Origin of the sequence: Lelliottia nimipressuralis, from assembly GCF_004115925.1 — a bacterium.
GTDB classification, from domain to species: domain Bacteria; phylum Pseudomonadota; class Gammaproteobacteria; order Enterobacterales; family Enterobacteriaceae; genus Enterobacter; species Enterobacter nimipressuralis.
The window spans coordinates 203,196-219,280 of sequence record NZ_SDDX01000001.1 but is presented as its reverse complement, the minus strand read 5'-3'; the positions used below and the strand labels follow the sequence as shown (position 1 = coordinate 219,280).

Annotated in this window: 11 protein-coding genes and 2 tRNA genes; 6 read left to right on the top strand and 7 right to left on the bottom strand. The window is 56.8% G+C overall.

Annotation, left to right across the window (positions count from 1 at the left end):
• Positions 1–43: 43 nt before the first annotated feature.
• Positions 44–982 (bottom strand): glyoxylate/hydroxypyruvate reductase GhrA, encoded by a 939-nt coding sequence (gene ghrA, locus ETG88_RS00980; RefSeq protein ID WP_129034369.1) that lies wholly within the window; start codon positions 980–982, stop codon positions 44–46.
• Between the two features lie 232 nt (positions 983–1,214).
• Between ghrA and ETG88_RS00975 the strand changes: the two genes are divergently transcribed.
• Positions 1,215–1,302 (top strand) — tRNA-Ser (locus ETG88_RS00975).
• Between the two features lie 58 nt (positions 1,303–1,360).
• Here ETG88_RS00975 and ETG88_RS00970 read toward each other — a convergent pair.
• The gene (locus ETG88_RS00970) at positions 1,361–2,266 is read right to left on the bottom strand and encodes a LysR family transcriptional regulator (RefSeq protein ID WP_107703893.1); all 906 of its coding nucleotides are present in this window, start codon (positions 2,264–2,266) and stop codon (positions 1,361–1,363) included.
• Between the two features lie 111 nt (positions 2,267–2,377).
• Here ETG88_RS00970 and ETG88_RS00965 point away from each other — a divergent pair, with 111 nt between their 5' ends.
• Positions 2,378–3,238 (top strand): pirin family protein, encoded by an 861-nt coding sequence (locus ETG88_RS00965; RefSeq protein WP_129034368.1) that lies wholly within the window; start codon positions 2,378–2,380, stop codon positions 3,236–3,238.
• A 131-nt stretch (positions 3,239–3,369) separates the two neighbouring features.
• Positions 3,370–3,457: transfer RNA gene (locus ETG88_RS00960), tRNA-Ser, on the top strand.
• A gap of 107 nt (positions 3,458–3,564) precedes the next feature.
• Here ETG88_RS00960 and phoH read toward each other — a convergent pair.
• From phoH to efeU, 4 genes are all read right to left on the bottom strand, one after another.
• Complete coding sequence (phoH, locus tag ETG88_RS00955) at positions 3,565–4,356, bottom strand: phosphate starvation-inducible protein PhoH (protein WP_174348619.1); 792 nt, start codon at positions 4,354–4,356, stop codon at positions 3,565–3,567.
• A 498-nt stretch (positions 4,357–4,854) separates the two neighbouring features.
• A complete protein-coding gene (gene efeB / locus ETG88_RS00950; RefSeq protein WP_129034367.1) occupies positions 4,855–6,138 on the bottom strand; it encodes an iron uptake transporter deferrochelatase/peroxidase subunit in 1,284 nt (427 codons plus the stop codon).
• A gap of 5 nt (positions 6,139–6,143) precedes the next feature.
• On the bottom strand, positions 6,144–7,271 hold the full coding sequence (efeO, locus tag ETG88_RS00945; protein ID WP_100780643.1) for an iron uptake system protein EfeO: 1,128 nt from the start codon (positions 7,269–7,271) through the stop codon (positions 6,144–6,146).
• A gap of 44 nt (positions 7,272–7,315) precedes the next feature.
• Entirely contained in the window at positions 7,316–8,149 is an 834-nt protein-coding gene (gene efeU, locus ETG88_RS00940; protein ID WP_129034366.1) for an iron uptake transporter permease EfeU, read from the bottom strand.
• Positions 8,150–8,400: 251 nt separating this feature from the next.
• On the opposite strand from efeU, the gene ETG88_RS00930 reads away from it, so the two are divergent.
• On the top strand, positions 8,401–9,585 hold the full coding sequence (locus ETG88_RS00930) for a NupC/NupG family nucleoside CNT transporter (RefSeq protein WP_100780645.1): 1,185 nt from the start codon (positions 8,401–8,403) through the stop codon (positions 9,583–9,585).
• 90 nt (positions 9,586–9,675) lie between these two features.
• Positions 9,676–10,095, top strand: coding sequence for a DUF3574 domain-containing protein (locus ETG88_RS00925; RefSeq protein WP_129034365.1), 420 nt, complete (start codon positions 9,676–9,678; stop codon positions 10,093–10,095).
• 57 nt (positions 10,096–10,152) lie between these two features.
• Here the strand turns inward: ETG88_RS00925 and putP are convergent, their stop codons facing one another.
• Positions 10,153–11,661 carry a sodium/proline symporter PutP gene (putP, locus tag ETG88_RS00920; protein ID WP_100780647.1) on the bottom strand — a complete coding sequence of 503 codons (1,509 nt, stop codon included), beginning with the start codon at positions 11,659–11,661 and terminating at the stop codon, positions 10,153–10,155.
• A gap of 424 nt (positions 11,662–12,085) precedes the next feature.
• Here putP and putA point away from each other — a divergent pair, with 424 nt between their 5' ends.
• Positions 12,086–16,048: a trifunctional transcriptional regulator/proline dehydrogenase/L-glutamate gamma-semialdehyde dehydrogenase gene (gene putA, locus ETG88_RS00915; RefSeq protein ID WP_129034364.1), complete on the top strand. Its 3,963-nt coding sequence runs from the start codon at positions 12,086–12,088 to the stop codon at positions 16,046–16,048.
• Positions 16,049–16,085: the final 37 nt, after the last annotated feature.

The window sequence follows — 16,085 nt, the reverse complement described above, 5'->3', positions numbered from 1 at the left end:
CCCGGCGAATATCAGCAAAAACCCGGCAAAAGCCGGGTTGCGGTTAGTAGCCTCGCTGCCTGTCGACCTGTCCGGTCGCGGCTTTCCCCTGCTCCAGCAGCGCTATCGTGCGGGCAATGTAATCCACGGCTTCTGCCGGGCGGGTGACTGCGGCAATATGCGGCGTCATCGCCACGCGCGGATGCGCCCACAGCGGGCTCTCTTCCGGCAACGGTTCACGGCTGTAGACATCCAGCATCGCCCCTTTCAGCTTACCGCTGTCGAGCGCTTTAAGCAGATCCGCTTCCACCAGATGCACGCCGCGCGCCAGGTTCATCACATAGCTTTGATCCGGCAGTTGGTTCAGCAGATCCTGATTGATAATCCCGACCGTCTCTGCCGTATTTGGCAGCAGGTTGATCAGCACGCGCGTCCCTTTCAGGAAGGCTGGCAGTTCGTCATGACCGGCAAAGCTCTCCACGCCAGGATACGTCTTGCGCGTGCGACTCCAGCAGCGCAGCGGGAATCCCCACGGCGCGAGGGCTTCAGCCACTTTTGAACCCAGCACGCCCGCACCCAACAGCCCGACGGTAAAATCTTCGCGCTGATAATCGGCTAACGGTTCCCAGCGCGATTGCTGCTTCAGCGCATGATAGTCGTCAAAACGGCGGAACCAGTGCAGAACCTGGCTCACCGCGTATTCCTGCATTTGCTGGCCCATACCGGTATCTTCGAGGCGGAACAGGGGAATATGTTCTGGCAACATTTCCGGATGCGCTTTTAATTTGCTCAGGATGGAATCCACGCCCGCGCCGAGGGCAAAGACCGCTTTCAGATTGCGCCCCTGCAACATCTCCACCGGCGGATGCCAGACGAGCGCATAATCCGCATGTTCGTTGTCGCCCCGCTTCCATTCACGCACGCGCGCGCCCGGAATGGCTGTCGACAGCGCCTTAATCCAGTAAGGGGTATCAAACGTCGGGTGGTAAAAGATGATATCCATAAATGACTCCTGCTTTTTATTGCGATGTTTTATATGTGTTTTCAAGAGGATTATCAGGATAACAAATATTGCGCAGGGTGTGTTGATGATAAAAAAAGCGCTTTCAGCACATTCAGGAATCACATTGCTGAAACTTTATCTAAACACGCCAAATAACTGAAAAAGTTGATTGACGGCGATGCCCCTTTTACTTACATTAGCGCCCGTCCCAGCAACAACGGGATGACAATACGGTGAGGTGTCCGAGTGGCTGAAGGAGCACGCCTGGAAAGTGTGTATACGGCAACGTATCGAGGGTTCGAACCCCTCTCTCACCGCCATATTTGAAGAAGAGCTCGCATGAAAATGCGGGCTTTTTTTTTCGTCTGTCGTTTGGGTCTACTCTTCGACAATCCGCGCGTATTCTTCGGCCAGAAAATCCACCAGCGTGCGCACAGAAGGCAACAGTCCGCGCCGCGAAGGATACACGGCGTGAATGACTTCCCGCTGCGGCTCCCACTCGCTCAGTACCCTGACCAGCTCACCGCGCGCCAGCTGCTCCTTGACCATTAAAACAGGCAACTGGACCACGCCGACGCCAGCCGATGCCGCTTCGCGCAGCGCCAGCATATCGGAGGTGATATAACGCGGCGTAAAGTGGATCTCCGCCTTCGCGCCCGCAGGCCCGGTCAGCGCCCATTTGTGAACCTGCTTGCCCGCCCCCATGCTCAGTCCGGGCCACTGGCTGAGTTCAGCAGGCGCTGTCGGTGTACCCAGCCGTTCAATCAGCTGCGGGCTCGCCACTAGACAGTGACCGCGATCGGCGAGCACACGCAAGACCAGATCGCTATCGTCAAAAGGCCGTGGCCTTACGCGAATTGCCACATCAATCCCCTCCGCCACCACATCCACGCGCCGGTTGGTGGCTTCCAGCTGCAGATTCACGCCCGGATAGCGGACCATAAATCGCGCCAGCATCGGGCCAATATGGACATGCAGCAGCGTAACCGGACAGGTTATGCGCACCATTCCGCGCGGCTCTGCCTGTAGAGCGGCGACGGCCTCCTGCGCCGCCTCGGCTTCGACCAGCATCGCTTTGCAGTGCTGATAAAAGGTATGGCCGATGTCGGTGACCGTAAACTGCCGCGTGGTGCGCTGTATTAATCGCACGCCCAGCCGCTCCTCAAGCTGCGCAATACGACGGCTGAGGCGGGATTTTGGTAAATCACAGGCCCGCCCTGCTGCGGCAAATCCGCCGTGGTCCACCACTTTCACAAACCACGCAAAATCATTGAGATCCTGCATTTCGCCTCCATCGTCCTGTTTATGGAACAGTGAGTATTAATTTCACACTCTACCGGGTTATTAATGTCGAATATAAGCTAATACACATCAACCGAACAGCAGGAGAAAAACATGAAACAGGTTACTGGCGTCTATACCGCACCGCGTCCCCACTGGGTGGGCGACGGTTTCCCGGTACGCTCAATGTTCTCTTACCAGACTCACGGCGAAGCCCTCAGCCCTTTCCTGCTGCTGGACTATGCAGGCCCGCACGTCTTCCCCGGCGACGGCGTGAAACGCGGTGTGGGTGAGCATCCCCATCGCGGCTTTGAAACGGTGACCATTGTCTATTCCGGCGACGTAGAGCATCGCGATTCAACCGGTAAAGGTGGCGTAATTGGTCCGGGCGATGTGCAATGGATGACAGCCGGTGCGGGCATTTTGCATGAAGAGTTTCACGCCGATGCCTTCTCGCGCCAGGGCGGTGAGCTGAAGATGATGCAGCTGTGGGTCAACCTTCCGGCGAAGCACAAAATGGCCACTCCGGGCTACCAGAGCATCACCAAAGCGGCGATCCCGGTCGTGGCGCTGCCCGATAACAGCGGCGAGCTGCGGGTGATTGCCGGTCAGTATGGCGATACACAAGGTCCAGCGCACACCTTCTCGCCCCTCAACGTATGGGACATTGCCCTGCATCAGGGCGGTCACCTGAGCCTGAACCAGCCGAATGGCTGGAGCACGGCGCTGGTGGTGGTCGAAGGCAGCATCACAGTGAATGGCACCACCGAAGCCGGTGAAGCCCAGCTGGTGGTGCTGAGCCAGAGCGGGGATAAACTGCACCTTGAGGCCACCCGTGACGCAAAAGTGCTGCTGATGTCCGGCGAGCCGTTAAACGAGCCGATTGTCGGTTACGGTCCGTTCGTGATGAACACCAAAACCGAAATCGCAGAGGCGATCGGTGATTTTAATTCCGGTCGTTTTGGTCAGATGTGAGCGTAAACCGGCAGAGGTGATTATTGCTTAACCGAACAGCCACTCGGGCATAAAATTTGCTTGACCGTTTTAGCGCAACTCCCTATAGTAGCGCCCCGTTGCCCCTGAGAGGTCAGGCAGCGAAACAATACGGTGAGGTGTCCGAGTGGCTGAAGGAGCACGCCTGGAAAGTGTGTATACGGCAACGTATCGAGGGTTCGAACCCCTCTCTCACCGCCATATTTAGAGAAGAGCTCGCATGAAAATGCGGGCTTTTTTTTCGTCTGTCGTTTGGGTTCCCCAGAAAGCAAAGCCCGGTTGCCCGGGCTTTGTCATCAGCAGCAAATTCAGTCGTAAGCAAGCAGTGCGCGCTGGCACAGAACCGAGCGTACGCAATCATCTTTGTTGAAACGCACCACCCCAACCATGTCATCTTCCACAAAACGTGCCAGCGCATCGCTCAGGCCCGATTTGACACCCGACGGCAGGTCGCACTGGGTGATATCGCCGTTGACGATAACGGTCACGTTTTCCCCGAGGCGCGTTAAAAACATCTTCATTTGCGCTGCGGTCACGTTCTGAGCCTCGTCGAGAATGACGACCGCATTTTCAAATGTACGTCCGCGCATATAGGCGAACGGCGCGATTTCCACCTTACCAATCTCTGGTCGCAGGCAGTACTGCATAAAAGAAGCCCCCAGGCGTTTCACCAGCACGTCATAGACAGGCCGGAAATACGGGGCGAACTTCTCTGACATATCGCCGGGCAAGAAGCCGAGATCTTCATCGGCCTGCAATACCGGACGGGTGACGATAATTCTGTCCACATCCTTATGAATCAGAGCCTCCGCCGCCTTGGCAGCACTTATCCACGTTTTCCCGCATCCGGCTTCACCGGTTGCGAAGATCAGCTGTTTACTCTCGATAGCATTCAGGTAGTGCGCCTGAGCTTCATTGCGGGCGGCAATTGGGGAGTTATCACGGCTGTCTCGCGCCATGCCAATTGCTTCTACGCCGCCACTCATCTGCACAAGCGAGGTGACCGACTCTTCTTCACGCTGTTTATGGCTACGTGAATCCCGTCTCAGCACACGTTTTGCTTCGCGACGAGCTTTGATCACTGCTTTTTGTCTTCCCATGGATAGCACCTTGAGTTGTTGGTATTCATCACACGCGCCGTTGGCGGCGCGATTATGCGCACGAACATCTGAGGTTTGGCTTCCTTGTAAGCCCTTGCTTGCCTTTTGGAATGACGATGCAAAACGGCTACGCGCACCGTTCTGCACGCCGGATAAGTTCTTTTGAGGTATTGGGGAGGAGAATTTTGTGGTGAAGAAATCGCTGCCGGAGTCAGAGCCTCCGCGCCGGGTGCTGCGGTTGTTATGTTTAACTTGTCCAGTACAGGACCCAACCATTCGCGATCTCCATAGTGAATCGTTATCACTGCCGGGAACTACCGCTGTCTTATATTAAGTACATCAGGATTTATCACAAATGCAACATCTTTTTTACCTGAACGCAACTTTTTCAGACTCGCCCTGCAGCTGAGTTCAGTCTTATACAGAAATATGACAGAAATATAACAGTGAGGGTCATAGGAAAAAATAATCTCCCCGCGCGGGTGGCGGGGAGAATAATCAGGCTTCGATCAGCCCTTGTGCGAGATACGCGGTGTTATCGCGCACGCCCGGCAGAGCAAAGAAATAGCCGCCGCCGATAGGTTTTATGTACTCTTCCAGCGCCTCGCCGTTTAACCGCTTCTGCACGGTTAAAAAGCCCTTCTCCAGATCGTGCTGATAGCAGACAAACAGTAGGCCCATATCCAGCTGCCCGGAGTTGGTCACCCCCAGCGAATAGCTGTAGCCGCGACGCATCATCAGGCTGGACTGGGTTTCCGGCGTTCGCGGGTTCGCCAGACGAATATGGCTGTCGAGCGCGATGGTATCGCCGTCCGGATCTTTTGCGTAATCCGGCACATCGTGTTCGTTATTCATGCCCAGCGGCGCACCGCTCTGCTTGTCACGACCGAAAATGGTTTGCTGCTCTTTCAGCGGCGTGCGATCCCAGAACTCCACGTGGAACTGGATAATACGCACCGCCTGATAAGTGCCGCCCACCGCCCACGCCGGTTCGCCCTGATCCGCCGTGGTCCAGACCACGTTTTTCATCAGGGCCGCATCGCGGCTGTCCGGGTTGGCCGTTCCGTCTTTAAAGCCGAGCAGGTTGACCGGCGTCTCTTTTCCCTGGCTGCGCGCCGCGTGATCGGAGATAAACCCTTCCCGCTTCCAGCGCACGCTGAGCAGATCCGGCGTGTGCTTGATGATATCGCGCAGGGCGTGGATCACCGTATCCTGGGTGTTAGCGCAGATCTGGATCAGCAGATCGCCATGACAGAGCGCGGCGTCGAGAGAATCATTCGGAAAACGCGTCATCTTTTGCAGCGTTTTCGGTTTCTGTTTCTCAAGCCCGTAGCGGGTGTCAAACAGCGACTCGCCAACGGAAACCGTGACCGTCAGGTTATCCGGGGCGATAAACGGCCCCAGAATACCCGAATCCATCGGCGGCATCCGCGGGTTCGGCGTTTCCGGCGCCGGGCCCCCTGCCGTCAGAAACGCAATCCGCTTCGTCAGCAAACGGAACAGACGTTCCAGATCCGCTTTATCGCTCGCCAGCGAATCAAACGCCACCACCATCATCGCCGCCTGCTGTGGCGTCAGGATCCCGGCCTGATGTTCACCGTAGAACGGCTGCGTCTCCATGCGCGCATTCGGGGAGAGGGTTCCCGGCGCGCTTTGCGGTTTGGCCGCATGCGCCACCGGGCACCCCCCCGCCAGAGCGAGCGCGCCGCCAAGCGCCCCCACCCCTTTTAACAATCGACGGCGCGACGGTTCTGCGACGTCGATTTCGTGATGTTTACTCATAATGCTTAGTCCAGACCCAGTACGCCACGCAGCTGTGCCAGATCTTCCGCCAGCGTTGTGATTGGCCCTTTCAGCGCATTCCGGTCGGCGTCCGTCAATTTGTCGTAAGTCTCATACCCGTCTTTGGTACGGTACTTCGCCAGAATGGTATTCACTTTCTTGAAGTTGGCATCCACTTTCGCCAGCAGTTCGCTGTTGTCTTTCTGCAGCTGCGGACGCAGCAGGTCTACAATCTTCTGCGCGCCGTCAACGTTCGCCTGGAAGTCCCACAGGTCGGTGTGGCTGTAACGATCTTCTTCGCCACTGATTTTGCTGGCCGCCACTTCTTCAATCAGGCCAGCCGCGCCGCCCACCACTTTTGACGGCGGGAAAGCCAGCTCGCTAATGCGTTTTTGCAGATCCAGCACGTCGGTATTCAGCTGCTCCGCGTACTTCTCCATCCCTTTGGTGGAGTTGTCGCCAAACAGCGCTTTCTCCAGACGGTGGAAGCCGGTGAATTTCGGATCGGCGGCTTTCTGCTCGTAATCATCTTCACGGGCGTCGATGCTGCCGTCGAGGTCAGAGAACAGCTCGGCAATCGGTTCGATACGCTCGTAGTGCTGACGCGTTGGCGCGTACAGAGATTTGGCTTTCTCGATATCACCCGCTTTTACCGCGTCGGTAAAGGCTTTAGTACCGGCAACCAGGTCGGCGGTCTCTTTGGTCACGTAGGCTTTATAGGCGGTGATCGCCTCGCCCAGACTCAGCAGCGCTTCGCCTTTCGCCGCATCCGCCGTGGCTTCGCCTTTGACGATCAGCTTGCCTTTCGGGTTGGTCAGCAGGCCGCAGGTCATGTCATATTCGCCCGGCTGCAGGTTAGCCGTCATTTTCTGGGTAAAGCCTGGCGCGATGTTTTCACGCTCTTCCACCACCATCACGCCTTTGAGGATTTCCCACTCCAGCGCCTTCTGGCTATGGTTCTGAATGATAAACTGGGTTTTACCGCTGTTGACCGTGATGGTCATCGGCTCACACTGTTTATCGTTCACAGTGACTTTCACCTGTGGAACATCTGCCGCGCCCGCTGAGAATGCATATGCAAACAGCGCTGCCACACCTGCCTGTAATGCAGTACGTCGAAATTGAATTGCCATGACCCTTCCCTTTCTAAAAGTATGTATAAACAACACGAAGCACTTCAGGGCGCAGTACGCGACGGCTGAGTACTGGGGCGTGATGGCATAAAGAACAGCACCAGCGCCGGAATGAGATAGATGAAATACATCGCCACTTCGCTGACGCTCGGCGTTTCCTGATAGCCGAAGATGCCTTCGAGCAGGGTGCCGGTCAGAGAGTGGGTGGAGAGCGTATTACTGAAATCGAACGCAACGTCCTGGAAGTGGTTCCACAGGCCCGCCTCGTGGAAGGCGCGAATCGCCCCTGCCGCCAGCCCGGCGGCGACCAACAGAATGAACAGGCTGGTCCATTTGAAGAACGCGCCAAGGTTCAGGCGAATGCCGCCCCAGTAGAGCATGAATCCCAGCACAATCGCGGTGGCGAGCCCCAGCATCGCGCCGAGCGGCGGCCAGATCCCTACGTCCTGCTGGAACGCCGCCAGCAGGAAGAAGACTGACTCCAGCCCTTCGCGGGCGACGGCGAAAAAGACCATCCCAATCAGCGCCCAGCCGTGGTGGTTGCCTTTTTCCAGCGCATGATCGACCGCCTGCTCCAGCTGCACTTTAACGTTACGCGACACTTTGCGCATCCAGAACACCATCCAGGTGAGGATCACCACGGCGATCACCGCCACGATCCCTTCGAACAGCTCCTGCTCTTTTTGCGGGAATTCACCAGTGGTTTCGTTAATCAGGATCCCGAGACCTAAACAGAGTGCGGCGGCGAGAATAACGCCAATCCACATCACACCAATCCAGCGGCCGCGCTGGGTGCGCTTCAGGTAGCTGGCAATCAGACTGACAATTAAGGCCGCTTCAAGCCCTTCACGTAACATAATGAGAAATGGAACAAACATGCCGACACCTTAAATGTTTATCGCGGTCAACTGGTGCAAAGAAAGGTAAATAACTGTGATAGTGATTATCATTACGGCAGAAAGAAAAACAAGCGAATTGTGTCAGGTTTTGATGACCAGTTGTAAATCCATCGCCGGTTAATAGTTACGATCGTTACCGTTATGTATATAACTTATAACGTAAATGCCCATTTACGGTTCCCGTGCCCTATGGCTAAATAAGCGCTTCGTTTACCTGCTGAAAATTCAAAATGTATAACTTTGTTCATTTCCTGCTGGCGCTGGTCATTATTCTTGCGCTCGCCTGGCTGGTGAGTTTCGACCGCCGAAAAATTCGTATTCGTTATGTTTTACAGCTTATTGTGATTGAAATTGCGCTGGCGTTCTTTTTCCTGCACGCCGAAAGCGGTCTCTTCGTGATTAAATATGTCTCCGGTTTCTTTGAATCCCTGCTGAAATTTGCCGCGGAGGGCACCAATTTTGTCTTTGGCGGAATGGGTGAAAAAGGGCTGGCGTTCATTTTCCTCGGCGTGTTGTGTCCGATTATCTTTATTTCTGCCCTGATCGGTATTCTTCAGCACTGGCGAATTCTGCCGATTTTTATTCGTCTGATCGGCACCCTGCTGTCAAAACTGAATGGCATGGGCAAGCTGGAATCCTTTAACGCCGTCAGCTCACTCATTCTCGGCCAGTCGGAAAACTTCATTGCTTACAAAGGGGTGCTCGGCGATCTCTCGTCTCGTCGCCTGTTCACCATGGCGGCGACGGCGATGTCCACCGTTTCCCTGTCGATCGTCGGCGCTTATATGACCATGCTCGATGCGAAATTCGTGGTCGCGGCGCTGATCCTCAATATGTTCAGCACTTTTATTATTCTGTCGGTCATTAACCCGGCAAGCCCAGAAGCCGAGCCGGAAATCAAACTGGAAAAACTGCACGAATCCCAGAGCTTCTTTGAGATGCTGGGCGAGTATATTCTGGCCGGTTTTAAAGTGGCGATGATTATTCTGGCGATGCTGATTGGCTTTATTGCCCTTATTAGCGCCGTCAACGCCCTCTTCTCCAGCCTGTTTGGAATGAGCTTCCAGCAGATCCTTGGTTATGTGTTTTATCCGCTGGCGTGGCTGGTGGGCATACCCCTGAGTGATGCGCTGAACGCGGGCAGTATTATGGCGACCAAACTGGTGGCGAATGAATTTGTGGCGATGATTGAGCTGCAAAAAATTGCCGGTCAAATGACACCGCGCGGGCTGGGCATTCTCTCTATCTTCCTGGTGTCGTTCGCCAACTTTGCCTCTATCGGCATCGTGGCCGGGGCGATCAAAGGGCTGAACGAGAAGCAAGGCAACGTGGTATCTCGCTTTGGTCTGCGTCTGGTGTATGGCGCGACGCTGGTGAGTTTGCTGTCGGCAAGTTTTGCGGGGCTGGTGCTTTAACACCGTTGTCGAACAGATGATATGCAGGCCGGGTCAGCGTTAGCGCCACCCGGCTTTTTCTTGCAACAATAACAATGAGGATAGCGAACAATGACCATCAAAACAGGGCTTATGGTTGCCGCACTTTTCATGCTGGCCGGCTGCAACGCCCCCTCGCATACGACTCCTGACGCCACCTGCAAAGTGGATAACCAGATGCAGCAAACCACGCTCTATTTCGGTCTGAATCGTCCGGCGGGTGCCGCCATCACCGGGCAGGAGTGGCAGCAGTTTGTCGATCAGGACGTAACGCCGCGTTTTCGCGATGGCTTAACGGTGTTTGATGCGCGCGGACAATGGCTGGGCAATGACGGGAAAGTGGCGCGTGAGCCAAGTAAAGCGTTAATGCTGATCCACGGAAAAGATGCTCAGAGCGAGAGCAATATCGAAGCATTACGCGGGATCTACAAATCACGGTTTGCACAGGAGTCAGTGATGCGCGTTGATCAGCCGGTCTGCGTGCAGTTCTGACAGAAAAAAAGCCGGGCGGCGACGACGCCTTACCCGGCTTTGAACACCTGTTAACGCTTATTCAGGCTGTAACTTTACCGGCGGTGCCGTGTGGTAATGCGCATCCGCTTCGGCAAAACGTTCCTGCATAGCCGCCGACGGCGCTTTCCCCAGCAGGCTGAACACCACAATCCCGATGCTGCCGAAGATAAAGCCTGGAATGATTTCATACAGGCCCAGCCACGCGAACTGTTTCCAGACGATAACCGTCACCGCACCGATAATCATCCCCGCCAGCGCACCGTTTCGGGTCATGCGTGACCAGAGTACCGAGAACAGCACCACCGGACCAAAGGCCGCACCGAAGCCCGCCCAGGCGTAGCTCACCAGGCCCAGCACGCGGTTTTCCGGGTTTGCGGCCAGCGCGATAGAGACCAGCGCCACCGCCAGCACCATAAAGCGTCCGACCCACACCAGCTCTTTCTGGCTCGCACCTTTACGCAGGAAGGCCTTGTACAGATCTTCTGTAATGGCGCTTGAGCAGACCAGCAGCTGACAGCTCAGAGTCGACATCACCGCCGCCAGAATCGCCGACAGTAAAATCCCGGCAATCCACGGGTTAAACAGAATCTGCGCCAGCTCGATAAACACGCGCTCGGCGTTCTGGTTCACCGCCCCCGCCTGCGCCGGGTTGTTATTGAAGTACGCAATGCCGAAGAAGCCGACCGCGACCGCACCCGCCAGGCACAGGATCATCCACGTCATACTGATACGACGCGCATGCACGATGCTGTGGTGAGAATCCGCCGCCATGAAACGCGCCAGAATGTGCGGCTGGCCGAAGTAGCCCAGGCCCCAGCCCATCAGTGAGATGATGGCCACGAAGTTCAGCCCTTTGAGCATATCGATGTTTTCAATGCTCTTTTGCTTGATCACTTCCAGCGAATCGCCAAACCCGCCGACGGTGATAATCACAATCACCGGGGTCAGGATCAGGGCGAAAATCATCAGGCTCGCCTGCACGGTATCCGTCCAGCTGACGGCCAGGAAGCCACCGACGAAGGTGTAAAGGATGGTGGCTGCAGCACCGGCCCACAGTGCGGTTTCATAGCTCATGCCGAAAGTGCTTTCGAACAGACGAGCCCCGGCGACAATCCCGGACGCACAGTAGATGGTGAAGAACAGCAGGATCACCAGCGCGGAGATAATACGCAGCACGCGGCTTTTATCTTCGAAACGGCTGGTGAAATAGTCCGGAAGCGTCAGCGCGTTGTTGTTCACTTCGGTGTGAACACGCAAACGACCGGCCACCAGTTTCCAGTTAATCCATGCCCCGATACACAGGCCGATGGCAATCCAGCTTTCGGAAATCCCGGAGATGAAAATCGCGCCCGGTAACCCCATCAGCAGCCAGCCGCTCATGTCGGATGCGCCCGCTGACAGCGCGGTCACAAAGGGCCCTAAACTACGCCCACCTAAAATATAGTCGTCAAAGTTTTTGGTCGAACGCCATGCAATAAACCCTATCAGGATCATGCCAAAAATATAAACGAGAAATGTCACCAGCATCGGTGTGCTAATAGCCATTTAAAATCTCCAAAAATATCGAGCGACAGCCGTCCGGGCTGCCTTATTATTCGATTATCGGAACGTGATAATCATGAGTGTATTTCGGTTGGGCGCGCGTATCCTGCCGTAAGCGCTCCACATGCACAAATGATTTAACACTGCATTTACATCAAATTCATCCCTGGATTTATAGGTCTTTCGTATAGGTTGCACTCGCTCACGCTTTTACGGGTTGCACCTTTTAAAAGTGTTAAGTGCCGCATAAAAACGGGCCTCACACGCAGAATCTCATCGTATTTACCAGCTTACTTATCGTTAACAATCCATTCATTTTTCAGCTTGCAGTCCAGGTCACATTTAACACGGTTGCACAAAGTTGCAACATGGTGGATATTTCACGCTAACGAACGAACATCACTAAAGATCAACAGGAGTTACTGGCATGGGCATGACCACCATGGGGGTTAAGCTGGATGACGCGACCCGCGAACGGATTAAGAGCGCTGCAACCCGCATTGACCGCACGCCGCACTGGCTGATTAAACAGGCCATTTTTAATTATCTGGAACGTCTGGAAAATGAAGACGACTTACCGGAACTGCCTGCCCTGCTGGCGGGTGCCGCCAACGAAAGCGAAGACGCCGCCGCCATCGCCGAAGAGAACCACCAGCCGTTCCTCGACTTTGCCGAGCAGATCCTGCCGCAGTCCGTGAGCCGCGCCGCGATCACCGCCGCTTATCGTCGCGCCGAAACCGACGCCGTGCCGATGCTGCTGGAGCAGGCCCGTCTGCCGGAGCCGATTGCGTCCCAGGCGCACAGCCTGGCATATCAGCTCGCCGACAAACTGCGTAATCAGAAATCCGCCAGTGGCCGCGCCGGTATGGTGCAGGGGCTGCTGCAGGAGTTCTCCCTCTCCTCGCTGGAAGGCGTGGCGCTGATGTGCCTCGCGGAAGCGCTGCTGCGTATTCCGGACAAAGCCACGCGCGATGCCTTAATCCGCGACAAAATCAGCAACGGTAACTGGCACTCGCACATTGGCCGCAGCCCGTCGCTGTTCGTCAACGCTGCCACCTGGGGCCTGCTGTTTACCGGCAAACTGGTCTCCACCCATAACGAAGCCAACCTTTCCCGCTCCCTGAACCGCATTATCGGTAAGAGCGGCGAACCGCTGATCCGCAAAGGCGTGGACATGGCGATGCGTTTGATGGGCGAGCAGTTCGTCACCGGTGAAACCATCTCCGAAGCGCTGGCCAATGCCCGCAAGCTGGAAGATAAAGGCTTCCGCTACTCTTACGACATGCTCGGTGAAGCGGCCCTGACCGCCGCCGATGCCCAGGCTTATATGGTTTCGTACCAGCAGGCGATCCACGCGATTGGTAAAGCCTCGAACGGGCGCGGCATTTACGAAGGGCCGGGGATTTCCATCAAGCTCTCTGCCCTGCACCCACGCTACAGCCGCGCTCAGTACGACCGCGTTATGGATGAACTCTACCCGCGCCTGAAATCCCTGACTCTGCTGGCGCGCCAGTACGATATCGGGATTAATATCGATGCCGAAGAGGCCGACCGCCTGGAGATCTCCCTCGATCTGCTGGAAAAACTGTGCTTCGAGCCAGAGCTGGCGGGCTGGAACGGTATCGGCTTCGTCATTCAGGCCTATCAGAAACGCTGTCCGTTTGTGATTGATTATCTGATTGACCTCGCCTCCCGCAGCCGCCGTCGCCTGATGATCCGTCTGGTGAAAGGCGCGTACTGGGACAGCGAAATCAAGCGTGCGCAGATGGACGGGCTGGAAGGCTATCCGGTCTACACCCGTAAGGTCTATACCGACGTTTCTTACCTCGCCTGTGCGAAAAAACTGCTCAACGTGCCGAACCTGATTTACCCGCAGTTCGCCACCCACAACGCCCATACGCTGGCGGCGATCTACAGCCTGGCCGGGCAAAACTACTATCCGGGCCAGTACGAGTTCCAGTGCCTGCACGGCATGGGTGAACCGCTGTACGAACAGGTCACCGGTAAAGTGGCAGAAGGCAAACTGAACCGACCGTGCCGTATCTATGCTCCGGTTGGCACACACGAAACGCTGCTTGCCTATCTGGTGCGTCGTCTGCTGGAAAACGGCGCGAACACCTCCTTCGTCAACCGTATTGCCGATACCACACTGCCGCTCGATGAACTGGTTGCCGATCCGGTGCAGGCCGTGGAAAAAATGGCAGCGCAGGAGGGCCAGCTCGGCCTGCCGCATCCGAAAATTGCCCTGCCGCGTGAACTGTACGGCAGCGATCGCACCAACTCAGCGGGTCTGGACCTGGCGAACGAACACCGTCTGGCGTCCCTCTCCTCCGCCCTGCTCAATAGCGCCCTGCAGAAATGGCAGGCGAAGCCGATTCTCGAACAGCCCGTTGACGCAGGCGACATGCAGCCGGTGATCAACCCGGCCGAACCGAAAGATATTGTCGGTTTTGCCCGCGAAGCCACCGCCCAGGAAGTCGAGCTGGCGCTGGGAAATGCCGTCAATAATGCGCCAATCTGGTTCGCAACGCCGCCGCAGGAGCGTGCCGCGATCCTCGAACGCGCCGCCGTGCTGATGGAAGGCCAGATGCAACAGCTGATTGGCATCCTGGTGCGCGAAGCCGGGAAAACCTTCAGCAACACCATCGCCGAAGTGCGCGAAGCGGTCGACTTCCTGCACTACTACGCCGGTCAGGTACGCAACGACTTCGATAATGAAACTCACCGCCCGCTGGGTCCGGTGGTCTGTATCAGCCCGTGGAACTTCCCGCTGGCGATCTTCACCGGCCAGATTGCTGCCGCGCTTGCCGCTGGTAACAGCGTGCTGGCGAAACCCGCTGAACAGACGCCGCTGATTGCCGCTCAGGGTATTCAGATCTTGCTCGAAGCCGGTGTTCCGGCAGGCGTGGTACAGCTTCTGCCGGGGCGCGGTGAAACCGTCGGCGCTCAGCTGACGTCTGACAACCGCGTGCGCGGTGTGATGTTTACCGGTTCCACGGAAGTGGCAACGCTGCTGCAACGCAACATCGCCACCCGTCTCGATCCGCAGGGGCGTCCGACGCCACTGATCGCCGAAACGGGCGGGATGAACGCGATGATCGTCGACTCCTCCGCCCTGACCGAGCAGGTGGTGGTGGACGTGCTGGCCTCGGCCTTCGACAGCGCCGGACAACGTTGCTCCGCCCTGCGCGTGCTTTGTCTGCAGGATGATATCGCCGACCACACGCTGAAAATGCTGCGCGGTGCGATGGCAGAATGCCGGATGGGTAACCCAGGCCGACTGACCACTGACATTGGCCCGGTGATTGACGCCGAAGCCAAAGCCAATATCGAACAGCACATTCAGGCGATGCGCGCCAAAGGTCGTCCGGTCTTCCAGGCGGTTCGCGAGAACAGCGAAGACGCCCGCGAATGGAACACCGGCACCTTTATTGCACCGACGCTGATTGAGCTTTCCAGCTTTGACGAGCTGAAAAAAGAGGTCTTCGGCCCGGTGCTGCACGTGGTGCGCTACAGCCGCAACAACCTCGAGGCGCTGGTCGATCAGATTAACGCCTCAGGCTACGGTCTAACCCTCGGCGTGCATACCCGTATCGACGAAACCATCGCTCAGGTGACGGGCAGCGCCAAAGTCGGCAACCTCTACGTCAACCGCAACATGGTGGGCGCGGTGGTCGGCGTGCAACCGTTCGGCGGCGAAGGCTTGTCCGGCACCGGTCCGAAAGCCGGTGGCCCGCTCTACCTGTATCGTCTGCTGGCGAACCGTCCGGAGAACGCCCTCGGCGTGACCCTGGCGCGTCAGGATGCGGAACGTCCGGTGGATGCGCAACTGAAAACGCTGCTGACTCAGCCGCTGGAGGCGCTAACCAAATGGGCGGAAAAACGCCCGGAACTGCACGCCCTGTGCCAGCAGTATGGCGAACAGGCGCAGGCCGGTACTCAGCGTCTGCTGCCCGGCCCAACCGGTGAGCGCAACACCTGGACGCTGATGCCGCGCGAGCGCGTGCTGTGTATTGCCGACAACGAACAGGATGCGCTGGTCCAGCTGGCTGCCGCTGCGGCAGCGGGCTGTGAAGTGCTGTGGCCGGAGGATGGTCTGCACCGCGATCTCGCCAAACAGCTGCCGAAAGAGGTGTCTGCGCGCATCACCTTCGCGAAACCGGACGTGATCACCACACAGGCCTTCGACGCCGTGATTTACCACGGCGATTCCGATCAGCTGCGTGAGCTGTGCGAGCAAGTAGCGGCGCGCGACGGCGCGATTGTGTCGGTGCAGGGCTTCGCACGCGGTGAAACCAATTTGCTGCTGGAGCGTCTGTACGTTGAGCACTCTCTTAGCGTCAACACGGCGGCCGCAGGCGGTAACGCCAGCCTGATGACAATCGGCTAATCGTATAGCTACAATGAACCCGTAGGCCGGATAAGCG